This window comes from Priestia sp. ABM2_011 (genome assembly GCF_056158845.1).
Genome location: NZ_JBSWUB010000001.1, coordinates 3,272,188 through 3,287,963 on the forward strand (window position 1 = coordinate 3,272,188; position 15,776 = coordinate 3,287,963).

At 37.2% G+C, this 15,776-nt stretch carries 18 protein-coding genes; 3 read left to right on the forward strand and 15 right to left on the reverse strand.

Annotated elements, in window-relative coordinates:
- Positions 1-19 precede the first annotated feature (19 nt).
- Positions 20-1,231 carry a cytochrome P450 gene (locus ACXAE4_RS17605; protein WP_154988925.1) on the reverse strand — a complete coding sequence of 404 codons (1,212 nt, stop codon included), beginning with the start codon at positions 1,229-1,231 and terminating at the stop codon, positions 20-22.
- A gap of 285 nt (positions 1,232-1,516) precedes the next feature.
- Between ACXAE4_RS17605 and ACXAE4_RS17610 the strand changes: the two genes are divergently transcribed.
- Positions 1,517-2,248 (forward strand): ZIP family metal transporter, encoded by a 732-nt coding sequence (locus ACXAE4_RS17610; protein WP_028413578.1) that lies wholly within the window; start codon positions 1,517-1,519, stop codon positions 2,246-2,248.
- Positions 2,249-2,331: 83 nt separating this feature from the next.
- A complete protein-coding gene (locus ACXAE4_RS17615; protein WP_475236512.1) occupies positions 2,332-2,877 on the forward strand; it encodes a DUF4825 domain-containing protein in 546 nt (181 codons plus the stop codon).
- A 20-nt stretch (positions 2,878-2,897) separates the two neighbouring features.
- On the opposite strand, the gene ACXAE4_RS17620 is transcribed toward ACXAE4_RS17615, so the two are convergent.
- Together ACXAE4_RS17620 and ACXAE4_RS17625 are read right to left on the reverse strand one after the other, a co-directional pair.
- Positions 2,898-3,800 (reverse strand): GNAT family N-acetyltransferase, encoded by a 903-nt coding sequence (locus tag ACXAE4_RS17620; protein WP_289578889.1) that lies wholly within the window; start codon positions 3,798-3,800, stop codon positions 2,898-2,900.
- 155 nt (positions 3,801-3,955) lie between these two features.
- A complete protein-coding gene (locus tag ACXAE4_RS17625; RefSeq protein WP_289578888.1) occupies positions 3,956-5,815 on the reverse strand; it encodes an N-acetylmuramoyl-L-alanine amidase in 1,860 nt (619 codons plus the stop codon).
- 471 nt (positions 5,816-6,286) lie between these two features.
- On the opposite strand from ACXAE4_RS17625, the gene ACXAE4_RS17630 reads away from it, so the two are divergent.
- Positions 6,287-6,667 carry a plasmid mobilization protein gene (locus tag ACXAE4_RS17630; protein WP_028413582.1) on the forward strand — a complete coding sequence of 127 codons (381 nt, stop codon included), beginning with the start codon at positions 6,287-6,289 and terminating at the stop codon, positions 6,665-6,667.
- A 56-nt stretch (positions 6,668-6,723) separates the two neighbouring features.
- On the opposite strand, the gene ACXAE4_RS17635 is transcribed toward ACXAE4_RS17630, so the two are convergent.
- The 12 genes from ACXAE4_RS17635 to ACXAE4_RS17690 all read right to left on the reverse strand — a co-directional run bounded on the left by ACXAE4_RS17635 (position 6,724) and on the right by ACXAE4_RS17690 (position 15,514).
- The gene (locus ACXAE4_RS17635) at positions 6,724-6,903 is read right to left on the reverse strand and encodes a DUF8096 family protein (protein ID WP_025752091.1); all 180 of its coding nucleotides are present in this window, start codon (positions 6,901-6,903) and stop codon (positions 6,724-6,726) included.
- A 97-nt stretch (positions 6,904-7,000) separates the two neighbouring features.
- A complete protein-coding gene (locus tag ACXAE4_RS17640; protein ID WP_028413583.1) occupies positions 7,001-8,002 on the reverse strand; it encodes an N-acetylmuramoyl-L-alanine amidase family protein in 1,002 nt (333 codons plus the stop codon).
- Positions 8,003-8,098: 96 nt separating this feature from the next.
- Positions 8,099-8,602 carry a hypothetical protein gene (locus tag ACXAE4_RS17645; RefSeq protein ID WP_289578887.1) on the reverse strand — a complete coding sequence of 168 codons (504 nt, stop codon included), beginning with the start codon at positions 8,600-8,602 and terminating at the stop codon, positions 8,099-8,101.
- A 169-nt stretch (positions 8,603-8,771) separates the two neighbouring features.
- The gene (locus tag ACXAE4_RS17650) at positions 8,772-10,094 is read right to left on the reverse strand and encodes an LLM class flavin-dependent oxidoreductase (RefSeq protein WP_033578807.1); all 1,323 of its coding nucleotides are present in this window, start codon (positions 10,092-10,094) and stop codon (positions 8,772-8,774) included.
- Position 10,095: 1 nt separating this feature from the next.
- On the reverse strand, positions 10,096-10,818 hold the full coding sequence (locus ACXAE4_RS17655) for a riboflavin kinase (RefSeq protein ID WP_047751101.1): 723 nt from the start codon (positions 10,816-10,818) through the stop codon (positions 10,096-10,098).
- A gap of 165 nt (positions 10,819-10,983) precedes the next feature.
- Entirely contained in the window at positions 10,984-11,757 is a 774-nt protein-coding gene (locus ACXAE4_RS17660; protein WP_028413587.1) for an amino acid ABC transporter ATP-binding protein, read from the reverse strand.
- Entirely contained in the window at positions 11,754-12,464 is a 711-nt protein-coding gene (locus ACXAE4_RS17665) for an amino acid ABC transporter permease (RefSeq protein WP_028413588.1), read from the reverse strand. Before ACXAE4_RS17665 ends, ACXAE4_RS17660 begins: the two co-directional genes overlap by 4 nt.
- 27 nt (positions 12,465-12,491) lie before the next feature.
- Positions 12,492-13,190, reverse strand: coding sequence for an amino acid ABC transporter permease (locus ACXAE4_RS17670; protein WP_028413589.1), 699 nt, complete (start codon positions 13,188-13,190; stop codon positions 12,492-12,494).
- A gap of 74 nt (positions 13,191-13,264) precedes the next feature.
- Positions 13,265-14,086, reverse strand: a complete 822-nt coding sequence (locus tag ACXAE4_RS17675; RefSeq protein ID WP_154988931.1) for an amino acid ABC transporter substrate-binding protein — start codon at positions 14,084-14,086, stop codon at positions 13,265-13,267.
- 69 nt (positions 14,087-14,155) lie between these two features.
- Positions 14,156-14,422: a glutaredoxin family protein gene (locus ACXAE4_RS17680; protein ID WP_028413591.1), complete on the reverse strand. Its 267-nt coding sequence runs from the start codon at positions 14,420-14,422 to the stop codon at positions 14,156-14,158.
- A 26-nt stretch (positions 14,423-14,448) separates the two neighbouring features.
- Positions 14,449-14,973, reverse strand: coding sequence for a GNAT family N-acetyltransferase (locus tag ACXAE4_RS17685; RefSeq protein ID WP_028413592.1), 525 nt, complete (start codon positions 14,971-14,973; stop codon positions 14,449-14,451).
- A 10-nt stretch (positions 14,974-14,983) separates the two neighbouring features.
- Positions 14,984-15,514, reverse strand: coding sequence for a hypothetical protein (locus ACXAE4_RS17690; RefSeq protein WP_154988933.1), 531 nt, complete (start codon positions 15,512-15,514; stop codon positions 14,984-14,986).
- Positions 15,515-15,776: the final 262 nt, after the last annotated feature.

Consider the following 15,776-nt stretch of genomic DNA (forward strand, 5'->3'; position numbering starts at 1 on the left):
CATCATTTGCGCTCGCTTTTCAGGCGTTGTCAAAAGTAATTTCATATTTTTTTACCCCAAAAACAAAAGGGCTATCTATTGGCTTTAAAGACTGATTCTGAACTTTGGAAAATTCCCCTTTTTCTAGTAATTTAGCAAAGGCAATTTTCCCTTCCATTCTTGCTAACGGTGCTCCTAAGCAAAAATGGATGCCAAAACCAAAGCTTACGTGAGGATTCGTTTTACGACGCACGACAAAAGTGTTAGACCATTCAAACTTAGCTGAATCTCTATTTGCACTTGCTGCCCAGCTAATTACCTGCTGCCCTTTTTTAATTTTACACTCTCCAAGTTCTACATCTTCAGCGGCTATGCGTCCAATCGCTTGAATAGGAGGATAATAGCGGAGCGTTTCTTCCACGAGATTCGGAACTAGGGATATGTCTTGACGAACTTCATTCTGTATGTCTACGTCTTCTGTCATATACCGGACTCCGTTCGTAATTAAGTTTGTTGTTGTTTCATTGCCTGCTACTAGCAATAGAATACAAAACCCTAGTACTTCCTCTTCTGTTAAATGTTCGCCGTCAATTTCTGCTTCTAAAAGCAGCGAAATCAGATCTTCTTGTTTCTTTCTCTGACGCTCAGCGATAATTTCTTTAAAATACCCTTGTAAAAAAAGCACCCCTTCATTACGCTTTTGCATCATTTTCGCAAAAGCTTCGTCTGAATTATTTTCAGCACCGCTCACTAAGTCATCGGAGTACTTTTTAAACAGTGCTCGATCTTGTATAGGTACTCCTAGCAGCTCAGCTATTACAATAATCGGCAGTGGTCCAGCAAAATCTTCTACTATATCAAACTTTTTTTTGCTGCTTACTTCATCTAATAAATAATCTGCAATCTCTTCAATATGACCCTCCAAGTGCTGAATAGCTCTTGGTGTAAAAGCTTTATTCACTAAGTTTCGTAATTTTGTGTGTTTTGGAGGATCCATCATTAAGATACTTTCTTGGCGTTCTTCCATTGCTCGTTTGGATGAAAAAAGCGACGGGTTTTTTAAAATATACTTTACTGTTTCATAATCAAATACATCCCAGCAGTTTCGGCTTTCATCGTAACGAATAGGTGCTTCTTGACGCAGACTGTTATAAATATCAAATGGGTAAAGCTGCTGTTCAACGGATTTAATTTCTTGCATAGGAATTAAGTTAGCATAACGATTTTCTCTTTTCACTGCTTTTGGATTCATCTCGTCTTCCTTCTTTCGTTTAAAAGTGACCTCATTAAGTTTTTTGACCTTCTACAGATGAAAGAATTTTTTTCCATCTTTATATCTTTTGATCAGACTATCACAAGGTTTTTTCACTTTCAACGGACATAATCAGAAAATTTTGTCAATTATACAGAAGACTTATTTTATTTAAGGTCTAAATCAGTGATTCTTTTCCATTTTTTTAGTTCTTTTATCTTGTTTCATAATAATCACATAGATGGTTACACTACAAATAAGTACGCAAGAAAGTAGGGATCTCATGTGATAGATGCCCTTATGTGGGGTGGTGTCTCAGGCTCAGCTGTATTAATTGGAGCTATTATAGCTATTTTTGTACCTTTAAAAAAACAGTTGACTGCTTATATTATGGCTTTTGGCACGGGCGTTTTGTTAGGAGCTGCTGCTTACGAGCTCATTCAAGATTCGGTAAAAGAAGCGGGAATTATTGCTTCTTCTTTAGGCTTCTTAACAGGCGCAGCACTTTTTACTCTTCTTGATATGTCTTTAGCTAAAAAAGGTGCTCACAAAAGAAAACGTTCAAACCACCTTGTCCCAGCTAGCTCAGGACTAGCCATTTTTATTGGTACCATTATGGATGCTATACCTGAATCACTAATGATTGGCGCAAGTTTGATTGAACAGCACCACGTTAGCTGGCTGCTTGTTGTTTCTATTTTTATCAGCAATATACCGGAAGGAATCTCCGGGACAAGCGGACTACTAAAAAGCCAATATAAGCGAAAGAAAATTTTTTCATTATGGCTTTCGGTCTTCTTTATATCAGCTCTTTGCTCTTGGATTGGATATCTATTTCTTCAAGACGCTACCCCAAACATGATGGGCTTTATTGCCTCATTTGCCGGTGGTGGAATTGTGGCCATGGTTGCTTCTACGATGTTGCCGGAAGCTTTTGAAGAAGGTGGTCCTGTTATTGGTTTTATTGCTTCATTAGGGTTATTAACTTCTATTATTTTGGATTATCTGTCTTTTTAATGAATAAATTTATATTTTGTATGAAACAAAAAGTGTAGGTCTTTCGTCTTTACAAGTAGATATAAACAAAAGGAGTTACCATTATGAAAAAAATAGATGCTTCTCTTACACTTTGTATAGTGCTCACTTGCCTATCAGGGTGTGCCTATGCACCTCATAATAATCTGTCTGCTGAAAGAGTCTCTGCTTCTTCTATTCATCATACTTCTTCTTTAAAACGTGATACTTCAATAGAAGAAATAACAAATAAACTTCCAGGACACGTTTATTTAAAAGGTATAACTTTTCAAAATGCGCAAAAACCTTACTACTTAGCAATTAACTACGCTGCAACAGATAATCAGCATGCGTTTGAAAAAAGCTGGACGTCTGTTAAAACTAAACGTACACTTTTACATAACGCAACCATTTTACTTTCTGCCGTACAAAATGTTGACAGCGTTCACTTTACTATTAACACGACTGTTCCTCAGACAATCACGATTACTCGAAAAGAGTTAACCGACTTCTACGGAACAAATATGCGCAATTATAAGGACGGGACTCAAGCATGGAAAGCAAAATACGAAGGGCAGCAAGAAAAAATCGAGGAATTTTATGATGCACATCCAATTACGGAAATGCAGTAAAAGCGGCCCATTGCCGCTTTTTAAAGTTGTTTTTTAATAAACACCTGCTCAAGTTTGATTCCTTCATCTGTATATAAATCTTGAAAACCAAATGATTTTAACATTTTCACGAGTAAGCTATTTCCTTTTTCAGGTACATTATGTGTATTGTAAGCAATTGGTCCATACATATTAAAAATGGTTGCTAATAAAAAGGCCAGAACGTCCTCTGAATTTGAGATATGTTCCTTAACGCTTCCTTGATAAAAAGTAACGGAATTCACGATGCCTATGGAAGAAAAATTCTTTTGAAATAATAGATAGCCAACTTCTTCGTTTCTTTCATTCAACGCAATAAACGATTCTCCATCACAAATACAGTCAAATTGATTTTTCCACGGAACGTCGTATGTATAAAAGGGTAGGTTCTGAATATCTTTTGCAAGCCTTCGCTTTAACGAATACGCAAGCTGATTCTTCTTTTTAAGTAAAGAAGCGGGAAAACTACCTCTATGCTTTAGAAAGAAAAGCGTATCTACAATTTCATATCCATATTTCTCATAAAGGTGAATGGCTTTTTTATTGACTGTAAATGCTTCCAGACTGGCTTCCACTACTCCTTGCTGCTGATATTTCTCAAGTGTAGCTTTTAGTAAGGCTTCACCAATTCCCATTTTTCGGTAAAGGAATGCTACACTTGTACCTCCATTCCAAGCATGTTTCTTTCCTTTGACTCTTTTTATTCCATTTAACATAATTCCAGCTGGTGTGTCATTATAAAAAGCTACAAAAGAATGCTCGACAGATAAACGATCCACACCAAACCTACAAATGAATTGATCTAGTGACATCTCAACCGGAATGTAATAATCTTCAAAACCCTTATTAAATGCTTCTAGCGCATCAGAAAAAGAACACTGACTTAAAGGCTTAATTATAATCACAGGACATTCCTTCCTTTTTTAAAAAGATAATAAGCTAAAAAACCATTATAAGGAAAAATCATCAATAACATTCTGAATTTTTGTGGTTTTAAAAAAGAAAGGAAGAAACAAACCCTTTATACACCCTGTCTCTTCCTTTCTTTTAACACTCTATTCTATTGTTTTTTAATCTCTACATCCGAAGCTTTCACAAACGCATAGCGGTGATTAAAATAAATTTGATAATATTCATCTTTTCCCACAATCATTTTGTGATCGTTTGGATTTGTTGTAAAAGTGGGTGCATAGTAATAGTCACTCCTTACTTTTTCTACCCCTACGTACACCTGATCCGGAGAGATTGTATACTGAAGTGGGACCATGTCTTTAACCGGGATATCAGAAGGATAGGCTGAAGCTTCCGGGAAAGCTCCTCCGTACACTTGAATGCCTTCTTTTCCTGCTTTTGGCGTTAATAATATGCCCGTACCTTTACTCGTATTTTTATTATGCGGATTGTAAAACCAGGCTTTTTGTCCTCCGTACCAAATCGCTGTCCATTCTCCTTTTGTCTCAGCCACTGCGTACGTTTGGCCCGTTACAGCTTTGCTTCCCCAGTCTAACGTTTGTTTCGTTCCTGGCCCTGAAGCTGCAGGCTCATTCAGTAGCGGTGAATCATTGCTCGGAGCTTGATGCAAATACACAAAGTTGGCCGGCTGCTTTGGTGCATCTGATACCTCTGGCTGATTGTTTTCAAAGACGGGATTAATTGTAACGGCTAGTTTGCTTGTATGCTGGCGCTCGACTGGGCTTCCTACTAAATCCATATAGTGCCCCCAATCCCAAAACGGCCCGGGATCCGAATGCATACCTGATTGAGCCTTAGGAGACAAACCCGGTACCTCGTCATGACCGATAATATGAGCTCGGTCTAATGGAATATGATATTCTTTGGCAAGGTGGCGTACGAGTCTTGCTGAAGAACGGTACATTTCTTCTGTAAACCACGTGGATCCTTCAAGGGCGAACCCTTCATGTTCGATTCCAATACTGTGCGTATTAAAATACCAGTTTCCTGCATGCCATGCTACATCTTTGTTATGGATCATCTGTGCAATGTGGCCATCACTTGAACGTATGACATAGTTTGCAGCTGCTCTATTAGGGTTAGCAAACAAATCAATGGTTCCGTCATAACTTACTTCTGTATCGTGAATAACAATATAGCGAACATCTGATTTTTGACGATTTGCAATATCATAGTTTCCGTAATCTGAAGGACTTTCGCTGAATTTCCCGTAAAAAGCAGGAATATATTCACATTTTAAAGATGCCGGACAATCCGCTTTATTCGTATTGGAATTTTCAGCACGAGGAATCGACATACCTATATGTTGAGGAGAAATTTTAAGATGCTGTCCATCTGATGTTGTACGCTCTGCCCCTTTTTCCAGCGTTTCATATACATCATCGGCAAATACTTGAGCGTTTTCTTTATCTTGAGAAGAACTGTAAGCGGCGACTGCGTCGTACCATTTCTGATCAGTAGACGGTACGTTTCCATTTTTGTCCTTTGCAATAAAAGCTAGTACAGCAGCGCCACCACGAATATTTTGCACAGGGTCATTTTTTAATCTTTCTTTATCTGATTTAAGCAGCTTAGCAGCTAAGGAGAGCGTTTGCTGTTTGTCATATGCTGGCTTTGAAGGCGCAGCTCCATTTCCTTTTCCATCTTCTAAAAAAGGGATGTCTGTTAAATGCATCAGGCCGTATCCCCCGGCTGCGCTGGGTTTTCCATTATGACTTTCCCAGCGCGACTTGTTGTAGGAAATTGCTTTTAAAAGCGAAGCTGGCACACCAAATTCTTTAGATGCTTGTGCAAATGCTAGCTCCAAAGAGTCCGACTGATTCTCTGCAGCCTGAGCGACTAGAGGCGCTTGTAGCATATGAATAGGCGTATAACCTGTACATATCACCCCAGCCGCAAGCATGGCTGCCCCTATCTTGTTTAGTTTAAATCGTTTTTTTAGTTTCAAACGTATTCCTCCCCCGTAAAGTATGTAAATGAGGTAAATAAAGACATAATATGACTTTACCTCGTTCTCAACCATTTCGTCTTCTTTCTTTCTATTCCCTTGAGACAATAGTCTAGAAGATTCGACAGAGTTACTAGGAGGAAAGATGTGGTAGGAGGAAAAAATGATAAAAACCATCCCTCTTCTTTAAAGCTGCGCTTTCAAAAATGGTGAGTACAAAGGCGGTATATTCATCCCTTTGGCTGCCTTTTTAATAAAGCAGCAATATTGTAGATAATGACATTACTTCTATAATTCAACTATTACTAAACCAAATTTCTTAATTTACCAGTTTTTTAACAGACTGTACGTTCGACATTTTAGTAACTTTTCACCATAGTTAACCATGGAAAAGGTTGCTATTATTAAAGACAAGAGAATGTTTACATATGATTGAACGCAGCAAGAACTGCTCTTGAAAGGAGATACCTTATGAGAGGACACAGCATTCCAGCAATTAAGTTGAATGAAGAAGAAAAAGAAAAATTAGAGGAACTTATTGAACACTATAATTTAAAACGAACGTCTCTCATTCGAAAATTTATTATGGATGGAAAAGTTAAGCCGCCTTTAATCGGCAAAGAAGCAGGTGTGGAACTATTAGTTAACCTGCGAAAAATTGAGTCTGAGCTAAGCCGGCTAAGCAATAATATGCATCAAATCGCAAAGTATTTACATAAACCAAAAGATAAGCAAAATCATTCACAGAACCTTGAACAAATCCTGTTAGAAATGATGAAAAAACAAAAACATGTGCAAGAAGATGTAGAAACTATTTCAGAGCAGCTTAGCGATCATTTATACGTTAAATAGAGAAAAAACGCTCTTTTCATTTTAGAAAAGAGCGTTTTTTATAAAGAAGTAGGGATTTAAATACTTTTTTTCATGCCGCACTTTGCGCATGTACGGATAAAAATAAAGTCTTTTACTAAGCTTTTAAATTTCACATGTCCACAGTTATCGCATCTGCCTGCAACTTTATCCGGAAACTCCTCATATACATATACTTTTGTTAAATCAATCGCTTCTTGTTGCTCTTCCATTTCCATCACACCTTTATACATCTTTACGATTCAGCTCTTTATATTCTATCAAAAATAAGTAAAATTACTAGGGTGAAAGCTTCAAAAAAACAAGCAGGTTTCTTCACGATGTTTTTATCCGTTCAGCTTTGTACCACCATTTTTCTCTATCTAAAAATGCTTTTACATTCAATATTTTTTTATCGTGAAGTGTAAAGATGGCTACCGCAGCTCCTTCTTCAGAAAAGGTTACCGCTGTTTCTAACTTTTCTTTCGTCACAAACACTTTTAATGTTTCCATATTCTCTTTTGTTAATTCCGCAGTTGTGATAGTTTCTCCTTCAATGATTGTATCTTTTTTTTCAATAAAATGTTCTCCATCAATTATCCAGGCTGCATGCGTTTCACTATAAACTTGAAAGAGGGTATTCTTTTTTAAATAACCTGTTCTCTCTGACATATTGATATACTTATACGTCTCCTTATCCTCGGTTGTTTTTATCCATAAAGGTTTATATAAAAAAGTAGGCTTTAGAAACCCTTCCTCGTCAGGATCTCCCACAGAATTTGTAGATTTAGGCTCTAAGTTTAAAAACTGCGCAATCCCTTTTGCATATGCCACCCCCATATCTTTTAGAAATTGAGGATTTTTTAAGAGCTTTGCATCGTGTTCTGTATCAATAAACCCAATTTCAGTTAATACAGACGGCATATATGAACGCCTTAACACACTATAATTAGCTAATTTCCTGCCTCGGTTAGAGTGATTGTATTTAGCGAGAACAAATTTCACATGATCGTGAATATCGTTTCGTAACACAATGGTTTGGTTATTTATATTTTTGCTATAAATAAAATCTTCATATCCCGTTTCGCCACCTGAATTTATATGAATAGATAAGTATATATCAGCCCCCCACACATTGGCTTTGTTGACCCGTTCATTTAATGACAAAAACACATCGGTTGTACGCGTTGTGCAAAGAGAAAATCCTTGATAGTGAGTAGAAAGAAAAGAGATGATGTACTGTTGAACAGCTAACACTACGTCTTTTTCATATAACCCGCTGGCTACAGCTCCTAGATCTGCCCCTCCGTGACCTGCATCTAAATAAATTTTTTTCATATAACCTGTCTCCTCCTTATTCCTAGCATATGCATAAATAAGCGAAGACGTTTGTTATACAAAACTACTTTTATGTATAAAGCTTTTTGCTATGGCTCATTTAGAAGTCTTTACAACTGATTTACCATAGCTGGTAACATCAAAATATGTATTTGATCCATCGTCTTCATTGATCACAACATCTAAGTCATGAAAATAACGATGAAGTTCTTTTAACAGTGCTTGATCTTTCGTCTGCTCTAGCTGTCCAGCGAGCTTTTCCATATGCTGAAAGTCTTTCTTTAAAACAGAATCTTTTACTTCAATGGTGCCAATGGTATTTTTAATGGCTGCCGCTTCTTCTTGTACGGCAGGCCAGTCTGGGTGCTCAATGGCACTCCACCCCGTCAAATCATTTAGTACGTCATGATGTTCAGCTATAAAATCTTTTGCCTGCTGATCGTTGCTTTCCAGCTTATCAACTTTTTGTTGATTCACTTTAATGGCACTTGCCTTTATACTTTGCTGTGATAAAAAAGGAATTTTTCCGTTTTGGTACAATATCCATCCTGTCGCTCCTCCCCCGACTAAAAGAACGGATAAAGATATCCACATAATCATACGCTTCTTCTTACTTTTATGTCTTTTTTCCATTTGACTCCTTTCCGGGTATTCAAAACCCTTTAGGCCTTATGAACTGAAACGAATAACCTACAAAAATAATTTTACCATATTTTTAATATTAAAAATATTAAAAAAAGAGACTCCTTCGAGTCTCTTTTAATCCACTTCAGTTAACTTTCACCTGTGTGTAACGATTTTTAGGAACATTCAATTGCAAGTTACTTCTTAACGTACTCCCTTCGTATTCTGTACGATACAGGCCTCTTTCTTGCAGTATCGGTACGACGTGTTCAACAAAGTCATCTAAGCCATGCGGAACGCTTGAATGAATAATAAAGCCGTCAGCTCCTTTTTCTTCAAACCACTGCTGCATCAAATTAGCGATATGCTCTGGCGTCCCAATAAATTGTGTTTTAGGTGTAGCAATTCGCAGCGCCACTTCTCGCAGTGTCCACTTATGTTTTTTAGCGTTTTCTTTGATTTTATCAGTTGTACTGCGGAAACTATTACTTCCGATATCCCCTAAATCAGGAAACGCCTCATCTAATGGAAACTGTGAAAAATCAAAATGATCGAAAAAACGTCCTAAATAGTTGAGCGCATGTTCAATTGTTACCAATTGAGCAAGTTCTTCATATTTTCTTTCGGCTTCTTCGGTTGTACTGCCAATGATAGGACCTATTCCCGGGAAAATTAAAAGTTCGTTTTCATTGCGTCCTTGCGCTACGGCTCTTGATTTTACATCTTGGTAAAAAGCTTTCGCTTCTTCTAAATTATCTTGTCCCGTAAACACTGCGTCAGCCGTTTTCGCTGCTAAATCTTTTCCGCTTTCAGAGGAGCCTGCTTGAAACACTACGGGCTGCCCCTGAGCTGAGCGGCCAATGTTTAACGGACCTTCTACAGAAAAAAATTCCCCTTTGTGGTGCAAGCGATGCAGCTTTTTCTCTTCAAAAAATTGTCCGGTTTCTTTATTTCGAATAAATGCATCATCTTCCCAAGAATCCCATAATCCCTTCGTTACCTCTAGAAACTCTTCAGCTATTCTATAACGTTTATCATGAGTGGGGTGCTCTTTTCCATAGTTAAGCGCAGATCCTTCCAATGGAGATGTTACAACATTCCATCCCGCTCGGCCGCTGCTAATATGATCAAGTGAAGCAAATTGTCTAGCCACCGTAAACGGCTCGCTATACGAAGTCGATAGAGTACCAACTAAACCAATATGAGAAGTGACAGAAGCAAGTGCTGATAGAATAGTGAGAGGTTCAAAACGATTCAAAAAATGCGGAAGCGATTTTTCATTAATATATAACCCATCGGCAATGAACACTAAATCAAATTTTCCTTCTTCCGCTTTTTGAGCCTGCTGCTTGTAAAAACCGAAATTAACGCTGGCATCTGACAAAATTTCAGGGTGTCTCCATGCCCCCATGTTTCCTCCCACTCCATGAATAATAGCCCCTAGCTTTAATTGTCTTTTTATTGTCATATTACCATTCTCCTTTTTCATATCCATTCATAAATTCTCGTAGTTGATTGGTCAAACCGCCTGCTCCAAAGCGAAGAACTCCTTCTTTTTCTGTCTTTCTTTCATTTCCTTCCTGTGCAAATTGCAAAAAAGCAATAACGTGAACTCTTCTAGGGTGAATATTTTCAATTCCTTCGTCATAAAACCATTGATCAATTGTATTGTAAATCCCTTTATTGACTCTGAATTGGCTGTGGCACCAATTAAAAAACTGTAGATCAGGCAGATTTAAATATCTCGCTTGCCCTAGCTTGGAAGCTGTATGTTCACTAGATACATAGCCCATATGTTGAAATCTTTGCTTAACTTGCAGTGTATCGGCTTTAATTTGATGTTTTAAAAACTCAATGGAAGGGAACTTTTTCTCACCTCGCACCCGAAAGATCACGTCGCATTGAACTGTCTCTCCATAAATAACGTCGTTAAAATCCAAAATATGAACCTCAAATGTTTTAGATAGTTCCGATCCAAATGTCGGCTTAACGCCTACATTCATAACTCCTATATGTTCAAGTCCCCGCAGATGAACGAGGACACCATACACGCCATTTTTTAATTCCTCATGCTGAGTATCTATATTAGCTGTCGGAAAACCCAAATGTCTTCCTTGCTGCCTTCCAGGTACAACCTGGCCTTTTATAATAAGTTTTTTGCTTGTTTTAGCTTTTAATGCTCCTCGATTCACTACGTTCACCCTTCTTCCCTTAAGTCTAGTAAAAAATAAAAGGTTCTTTGCACAATGCGTGACATTGTGCAAAGAACCTCTAGTGATCTAGTCGGTTTGTTTAATTTGATGATTTTATCATATACTTATTATTCCTATGAGTCAAGTGGGTTTTAAATTAAAATATTAGATTGTTTTTTCATAAACATAAGAGTAAGGCGAATGCGTTGGGTTAATACGCTTGAAAAATTGCTTTGTTCGATCTTCTTTTGGATTTAAAAATATTTCTTCAGGATGACCTTGTTCGACAATCTTTCCTCCGTCCATAAACACCACGTGATTAGAGACTTCACGGGCAAAACTCATTTCGTGCGTAACAATAATCATCGTAATTCCTTCTTCAGCAATTTTACGAATAACAGACAGTACTTCACCCACCAGTTCAGGGTCCAAAGCAGACGTTGGCTCATCAAATAAAATGACTTCAGGATTTAAAGCAAGCGCTCTAGCGATACCCACTCGCTGCTGTTGACCTCCTGATAACTGACTTGGATACGCATTTGCTTTTTCAGCAAGCCCAACTTTTTCAAGGACGTCTAAACTTCGTTGTTTTGCTTCTTCCTTTGGCAGCTTTTGAACAATAACTAGCCCCTCCATAATATTTTCAATAACGGTTTTGTGTTTAAACAAATTGTATTGCTGAAAAACCATCGTTGTTTTTTGGCGAAGAGTTAAAATATCTTTGCGGTTTGGCTTTTGGCACTGCACCGTAAATTGATCGATCGAAACTTCTCCTTCATCTGCTTTTTCTAAGAAATTAATGCAGCGTAAAAACGTAGTCTTTCCAGAGCCACTCGGCCCTAAAATGGTCACAACGTCCCCTTTTTTAACAACTAAATCAATACCGTCCAATACTGTATGTTGACCAAATGTTTTTTTAATATTTGTTAATGTAATCATACAACCCCTCCTCGATTATAAACCGTTAATTTTCGTTCAAGCAGCGCTGTTATTCCTTCTATTAACATCGTCAGCATCCAATAAATAAGGGCAGCAGCAATATAGGCTTCTAAAAACTTAAGATTATTTGAAGCTACGATATTAGCTGCACCGTTTAACTCTTTTTGTGAGACGATGAATGCGATAGAAGACGTATGCAAAAAGCCAATGAAGATATTGCATAAATTTGGTAAAGATAAAGCAAACGCCTGAGGGAAAACAATTCGTTTCATCGATTGAAAACGATTCATTCCAATGGAATACGCAGCCTCAATTTGTCCTTTTTCTACCGCTAACAAACCAGAGCGAATGATCTCTGACATATAAGCTCCCGCTGTAAAAGACAAAGCGATTAATACAAATACGACAATAGGAATGCTGTTTGCATTGAAGCCCCACCCATAGTAGCTTGATAGTTTATTAATCAATAGCGGGAACCCTAGATAAATAACCATAATATGAAGAATGGCAGGCGTTCCTCGAAAAAATGATACGTATACGTTGGCAATAGGCGTTATTATTTTTACTGAATTAATTCTCACAGCCGCAACAGCAATACCAATAAGCAATCCGCCTAGTAATGGACAGATGGTAATAAGGAGTGTTAAAGGTAATGCCTTCAAAATTTCTACAAATGCTGTCCATATAAACGGTACGTCAATAATCATGTTTACACCTCTTTTAGTAAGCTCGTTTTATACATGAACAGGCTGATCGTGTTTTTGCAGCTTCTGTTCGGATTTCATAAAAAATTTCTCTAATATAATGGCTACAAAATAATAAATAATGGCAAGTGCAATATATACTTCAACTGCATGAGCCGTTGCTGCGATAATGGTATCTCCTCTTCCCATCATATCCATGACACCAATGGTAAAGGCTAAAGACGTATCTTTTAAGGAACCAATCACAAGGTTTCCAAAGTTAGGAAATGCTACAACGAGAGCTTGCGGCAGCACAATTCGAGTGAACGTTTGTTTTCCGGTCATTCCTACACTATACGCTGCTTCAGTTTGCCCTTTATCTACACTATTAATGGCACCGCGCATCATTTCAGAAAAAGACGCCGCCGTGCTCAGTGAATATGTGATAATCACAAATACGAGCGGAGCCATTCTAGAAACGTCAATATGAATCAATTGTAAGAGGGCAGGTACCCCGTAAAAAACTAAAAATAATTGAATTAAAATAGGCGTCCCCCTCATAAAAGAAATATAAACTGCTGCTAATTGACTTAACACCGGTACTTTATAAATACGAGGCAGGGCAATAAACAATCCCAAGGTACTGCCAATCAAAAGTGAAGCAACCAAAATCCAAATTGTAATATGCAAATAAGATAATAATTGAGGAATAGAGGTGAAAATCAGCTCTATATCAAATGCTTTTCCCATCTTTTTCTCTCCTTTGTTTCCCTCTACAGGTAGCGAAAGGACCCAAGTTCAAGGCTTGGGTCACAGTAAGTGATTTAGTTATTTCCAGCTGCTTTTGTATAATCTTCTCCTAGCCATTTTTTGCTTAATTTTGTCAATGTTCCGTCTTCTTTTATTTCTTTTAGCGCTTTATCAACATCTTTTTGTAAACCTGTTTCATTTTTTCGAAGCATAAAATATACTTTTGAATTTGAAATAGCAGGTCCCACAACTTTTTGCTCTGCGTCCGCTTGCTTATTGACAAAGTCAACTGCAAACGGCGTACTAATTGTAGCGTCCGCACGTCCTGTTTTTAGCTGCGTTTTTGTATCATCAGATCCTTGACCTGAATAAACGATATCAATTTTATTTCCATGTTCTTTGTTGTACTGATCGATTAAGTTAGCAGAGTTACTCGTTGCTCCTACAATTACCTTTTTACCGCTCAAATCTTTAATTGATTTAATTGACGTATTTTTTTCATTTACAACTACATGTAGCGGAAAGATATTATAAGGTTCTTTATTAAACAGGAACTTTTGTTTTCTTTCTTCATTCACTTCCATCTGATGGGCGACTAAATCAATTTTGTTGGATTCCAAGCTCAAAAGTAAATTAGAAAAATCCATCGTTTTGAATTCAAACTTATAGTTTGGAAGACGTTTGTCTATTTCTTTAACAAGCTCTACGTCATACCCCGTTAGATTTCCTTTATTGTCAAGAAAGCAAATGTTGGGAAATTGCGTACCCGTTCCTACAATAATTTTTTGCACTTTGTCTTTGCTTGCGTTAGCTGCTGTTTCTTTATTGGGTGTTCCGCAAGCGGCTAATAATAAAAGAAGTGATAAAAAGATAGCTGTCAGCTGTAGTTTTTTCATGTGTTTGGTCCCTCACTATGTCTCAAAATAATTTATTGTTTTAACGAGTTAATAAAATGGATGTTGCAGCTATTTAACGATTGGTGAATAGTCTTCAATCAACTTTTCTATTTGTTCATAATCTTTTTCAATAACTCCTTTAAACTGCCCCTTATCTCCAATTTCAACGACCGGTACATGACGAATACCGTATTTAATTTCAAGTAGATCTCGCAAATAATCTTTTCCTTCTACATCGATACTTTCATATTGATGGCCTTTTTCATGAAAATATGCTTTTAGTTCTTCGCAATGATGACAACCTTTTCGATTCCATAATAAAATTTTTACTGACATGGTTTCTCCTCTTTTCTTTTAAATGATTAATTAGCTTGTTGTAACTCCTTGTGTTTTTCTAACTCATATCTTTCGGGATGTAAGATCTTCCTTAAGAATACGCCTTTTCCTTCTTCTCCTTGATCGACTTCAAAAAAGCGTTCATACCCTTTTCTTTCATACATAGGAATCAGCCATGGGTGTCGATCAGAAGTAGCTAATGTAACAGCAGGAGCCCCCAGTTGATCTCGAATAACCGTTTCTTCAACCCACGTTAAGAGTTTAGAACCTACTCCTTTCTTTTTAAGCAAAGGATCTACCGCAAACCACCATAAGAAAGGCCAGTTCGTTATTTCTTTATACGTTCTTGCTGTAATCGTAGCTACGATTTTTTCATCACTTTCCAGCACGTAGCAGCGGCTGTTTTGAATGTTTTCTTTTACAAGTTGAATCGTTGCCGTCGCAGCAGGAAATTTAATTCCTAGCTTTCGAATCGGCTCATATGCTCGAAGCGTTAAATCCAACAGTTCTTCAGCATCTTCTACGGTAGCTAATCGAAATAATTCACTCATTTTCTTCACCTCATTTTATAAATGTTTGAAGGGATAGATTACCTTTGTAAATCAGCTCATCCACCGCTTCCTTTAAACGACTTTTGGCATTCGCATTGTTAATACCTGTAAAAGAGACGTATTCATGCAGTAGAAAAAGACTGCTGAGCCAGTAAGGTCTACCTAAAAAAGACGCTAAAAGTTTTAAATCATACTTAGCTTTTAGTAAAGAATTCACATTTTCACCAATAAGAATTGGCAGAAGTATTTTTTTATAAAATAAATCTTCTGGCAATATTTTTGTTAGCCGTTCAAAAGATTCTACGTATGTTTCATTTACTCCCGATAACAGAACGACAATGCTTTTAGCTTGGTTCATTTTTGAAATAAATGCCTTTACTTCTTTCTGCGCTTCCTGCTTCAAAGCGTGTACATCATGATACGAGATAGCTTCGGCGTGCACTCCTTTTGAGGTTAAGCAAGCTTCTAGCTCATCTTTCACTGAGGCTATTTGTTGATAATTATGAGAGCTTCCGTTATATAAAATACATACATCGCTCACCTTTTCCCCCTCCTTTTTACAGCAAAAAGGCTCCTAGAGTTTCCTCAGGAGCCTTTGGTAGACCAATCAGCTTTAACTGTTTCTTTGATAAAACCGGAGAATGAAGTGAAGTGTCTTTGAAACATACTCACTCAATTCTTATTTATCCAAGTTGTTTTATCGGCTTTTCTATTTGATGATTCAACTATATAGCCTCAAAATGGCAAAGTCAACTTATTTTTCAAAAAATATTTTTCTTTAAAAAAACTCTTTTCATCTGGAA

Coding starts and splice junctions, on each gene's coding strand:
- ACXAE4_RS17605 (WP_154988925.1), bottom strand. CDS start 1,231: ATGAATCCAAAAGCAGTGAAAAGAGAAAATCGTTATGCTAACTTAATT.
- ACXAE4_RS17615 (WP_475236512.1), top strand. CDS start 2,332: ATGAAAAAAATAGATGCTTCTCTTACACTTTGTATAGTGCTCACTTGC.
- ACXAE4_RS17630 (WP_028413582.1), top strand. CDS start 6,287: ATGAGAGGACACAGCATTCCAGCAATTAAGTTGAATGAAGAAGAAAAA.
- ACXAE4_RS17635 (WP_025752091.1), bottom strand. CDS start 6,903: ATGGAAATGGAAGAGCAACAAGAAGCGATTGATTTAACAAAAGTATAT.
- ACXAE4_RS17640 (WP_028413583.1), bottom strand. CDS start 8,002: ATGAAAAAAATTTATTTAGATGCAGGTCACGGAGGGGCAGATCTAGGA.
- ACXAE4_RS17645 (WP_289578887.1), bottom strand. CDS start 8,602: ATGATTATGTGGATATCTTTATCCGTTCTTTTAGTCGGGGGAGGAGCG.
- ACXAE4_RS17650 (WP_033578807.1), bottom strand. CDS start 10,094: ATGACAATAAAAAGACAATTAAAGCTAGGGGCTATTATTCATGGAGTG.
- ACXAE4_RS17660 (WP_028413587.1), bottom strand. CDS start 11,757: ATGATTACATTAACAAATATTAAAAAAACATTTGGTCAACATACAGTA.
- ACXAE4_RS17665 (WP_028413588.1), bottom strand. CDS start 12,464: ATGATTATTGACGTACCGTTTATATGGACAGCATTTGTAGAAATTTTG.
- ACXAE4_RS17670 (WP_028413589.1), bottom strand. CDS start 13,190: ATGGGAAAAGCATTTGATATAGAGCTGATTTTCACCTCTATTCCTCAA.
- ACXAE4_RS17675 (WP_154988931.1), bottom strand. CDS start 14,086: ATGAAAAAACTACAGCTGACAGCTATCTTTTTATCACTTCTTTTATTA.
- ACXAE4_RS17680 (WP_028413591.1), bottom strand. CDS start 14,422: ATGTCAGTAAAAATTTTATTATGGAATCGAAAAGGTTGTCATCATTGC.
- ACXAE4_RS17685 (WP_028413592.1), bottom strand. CDS start 14,973: ATGAGTGAATTATTTCGATTAGCTACCGTAGAAGATGCTGAAGAACTG.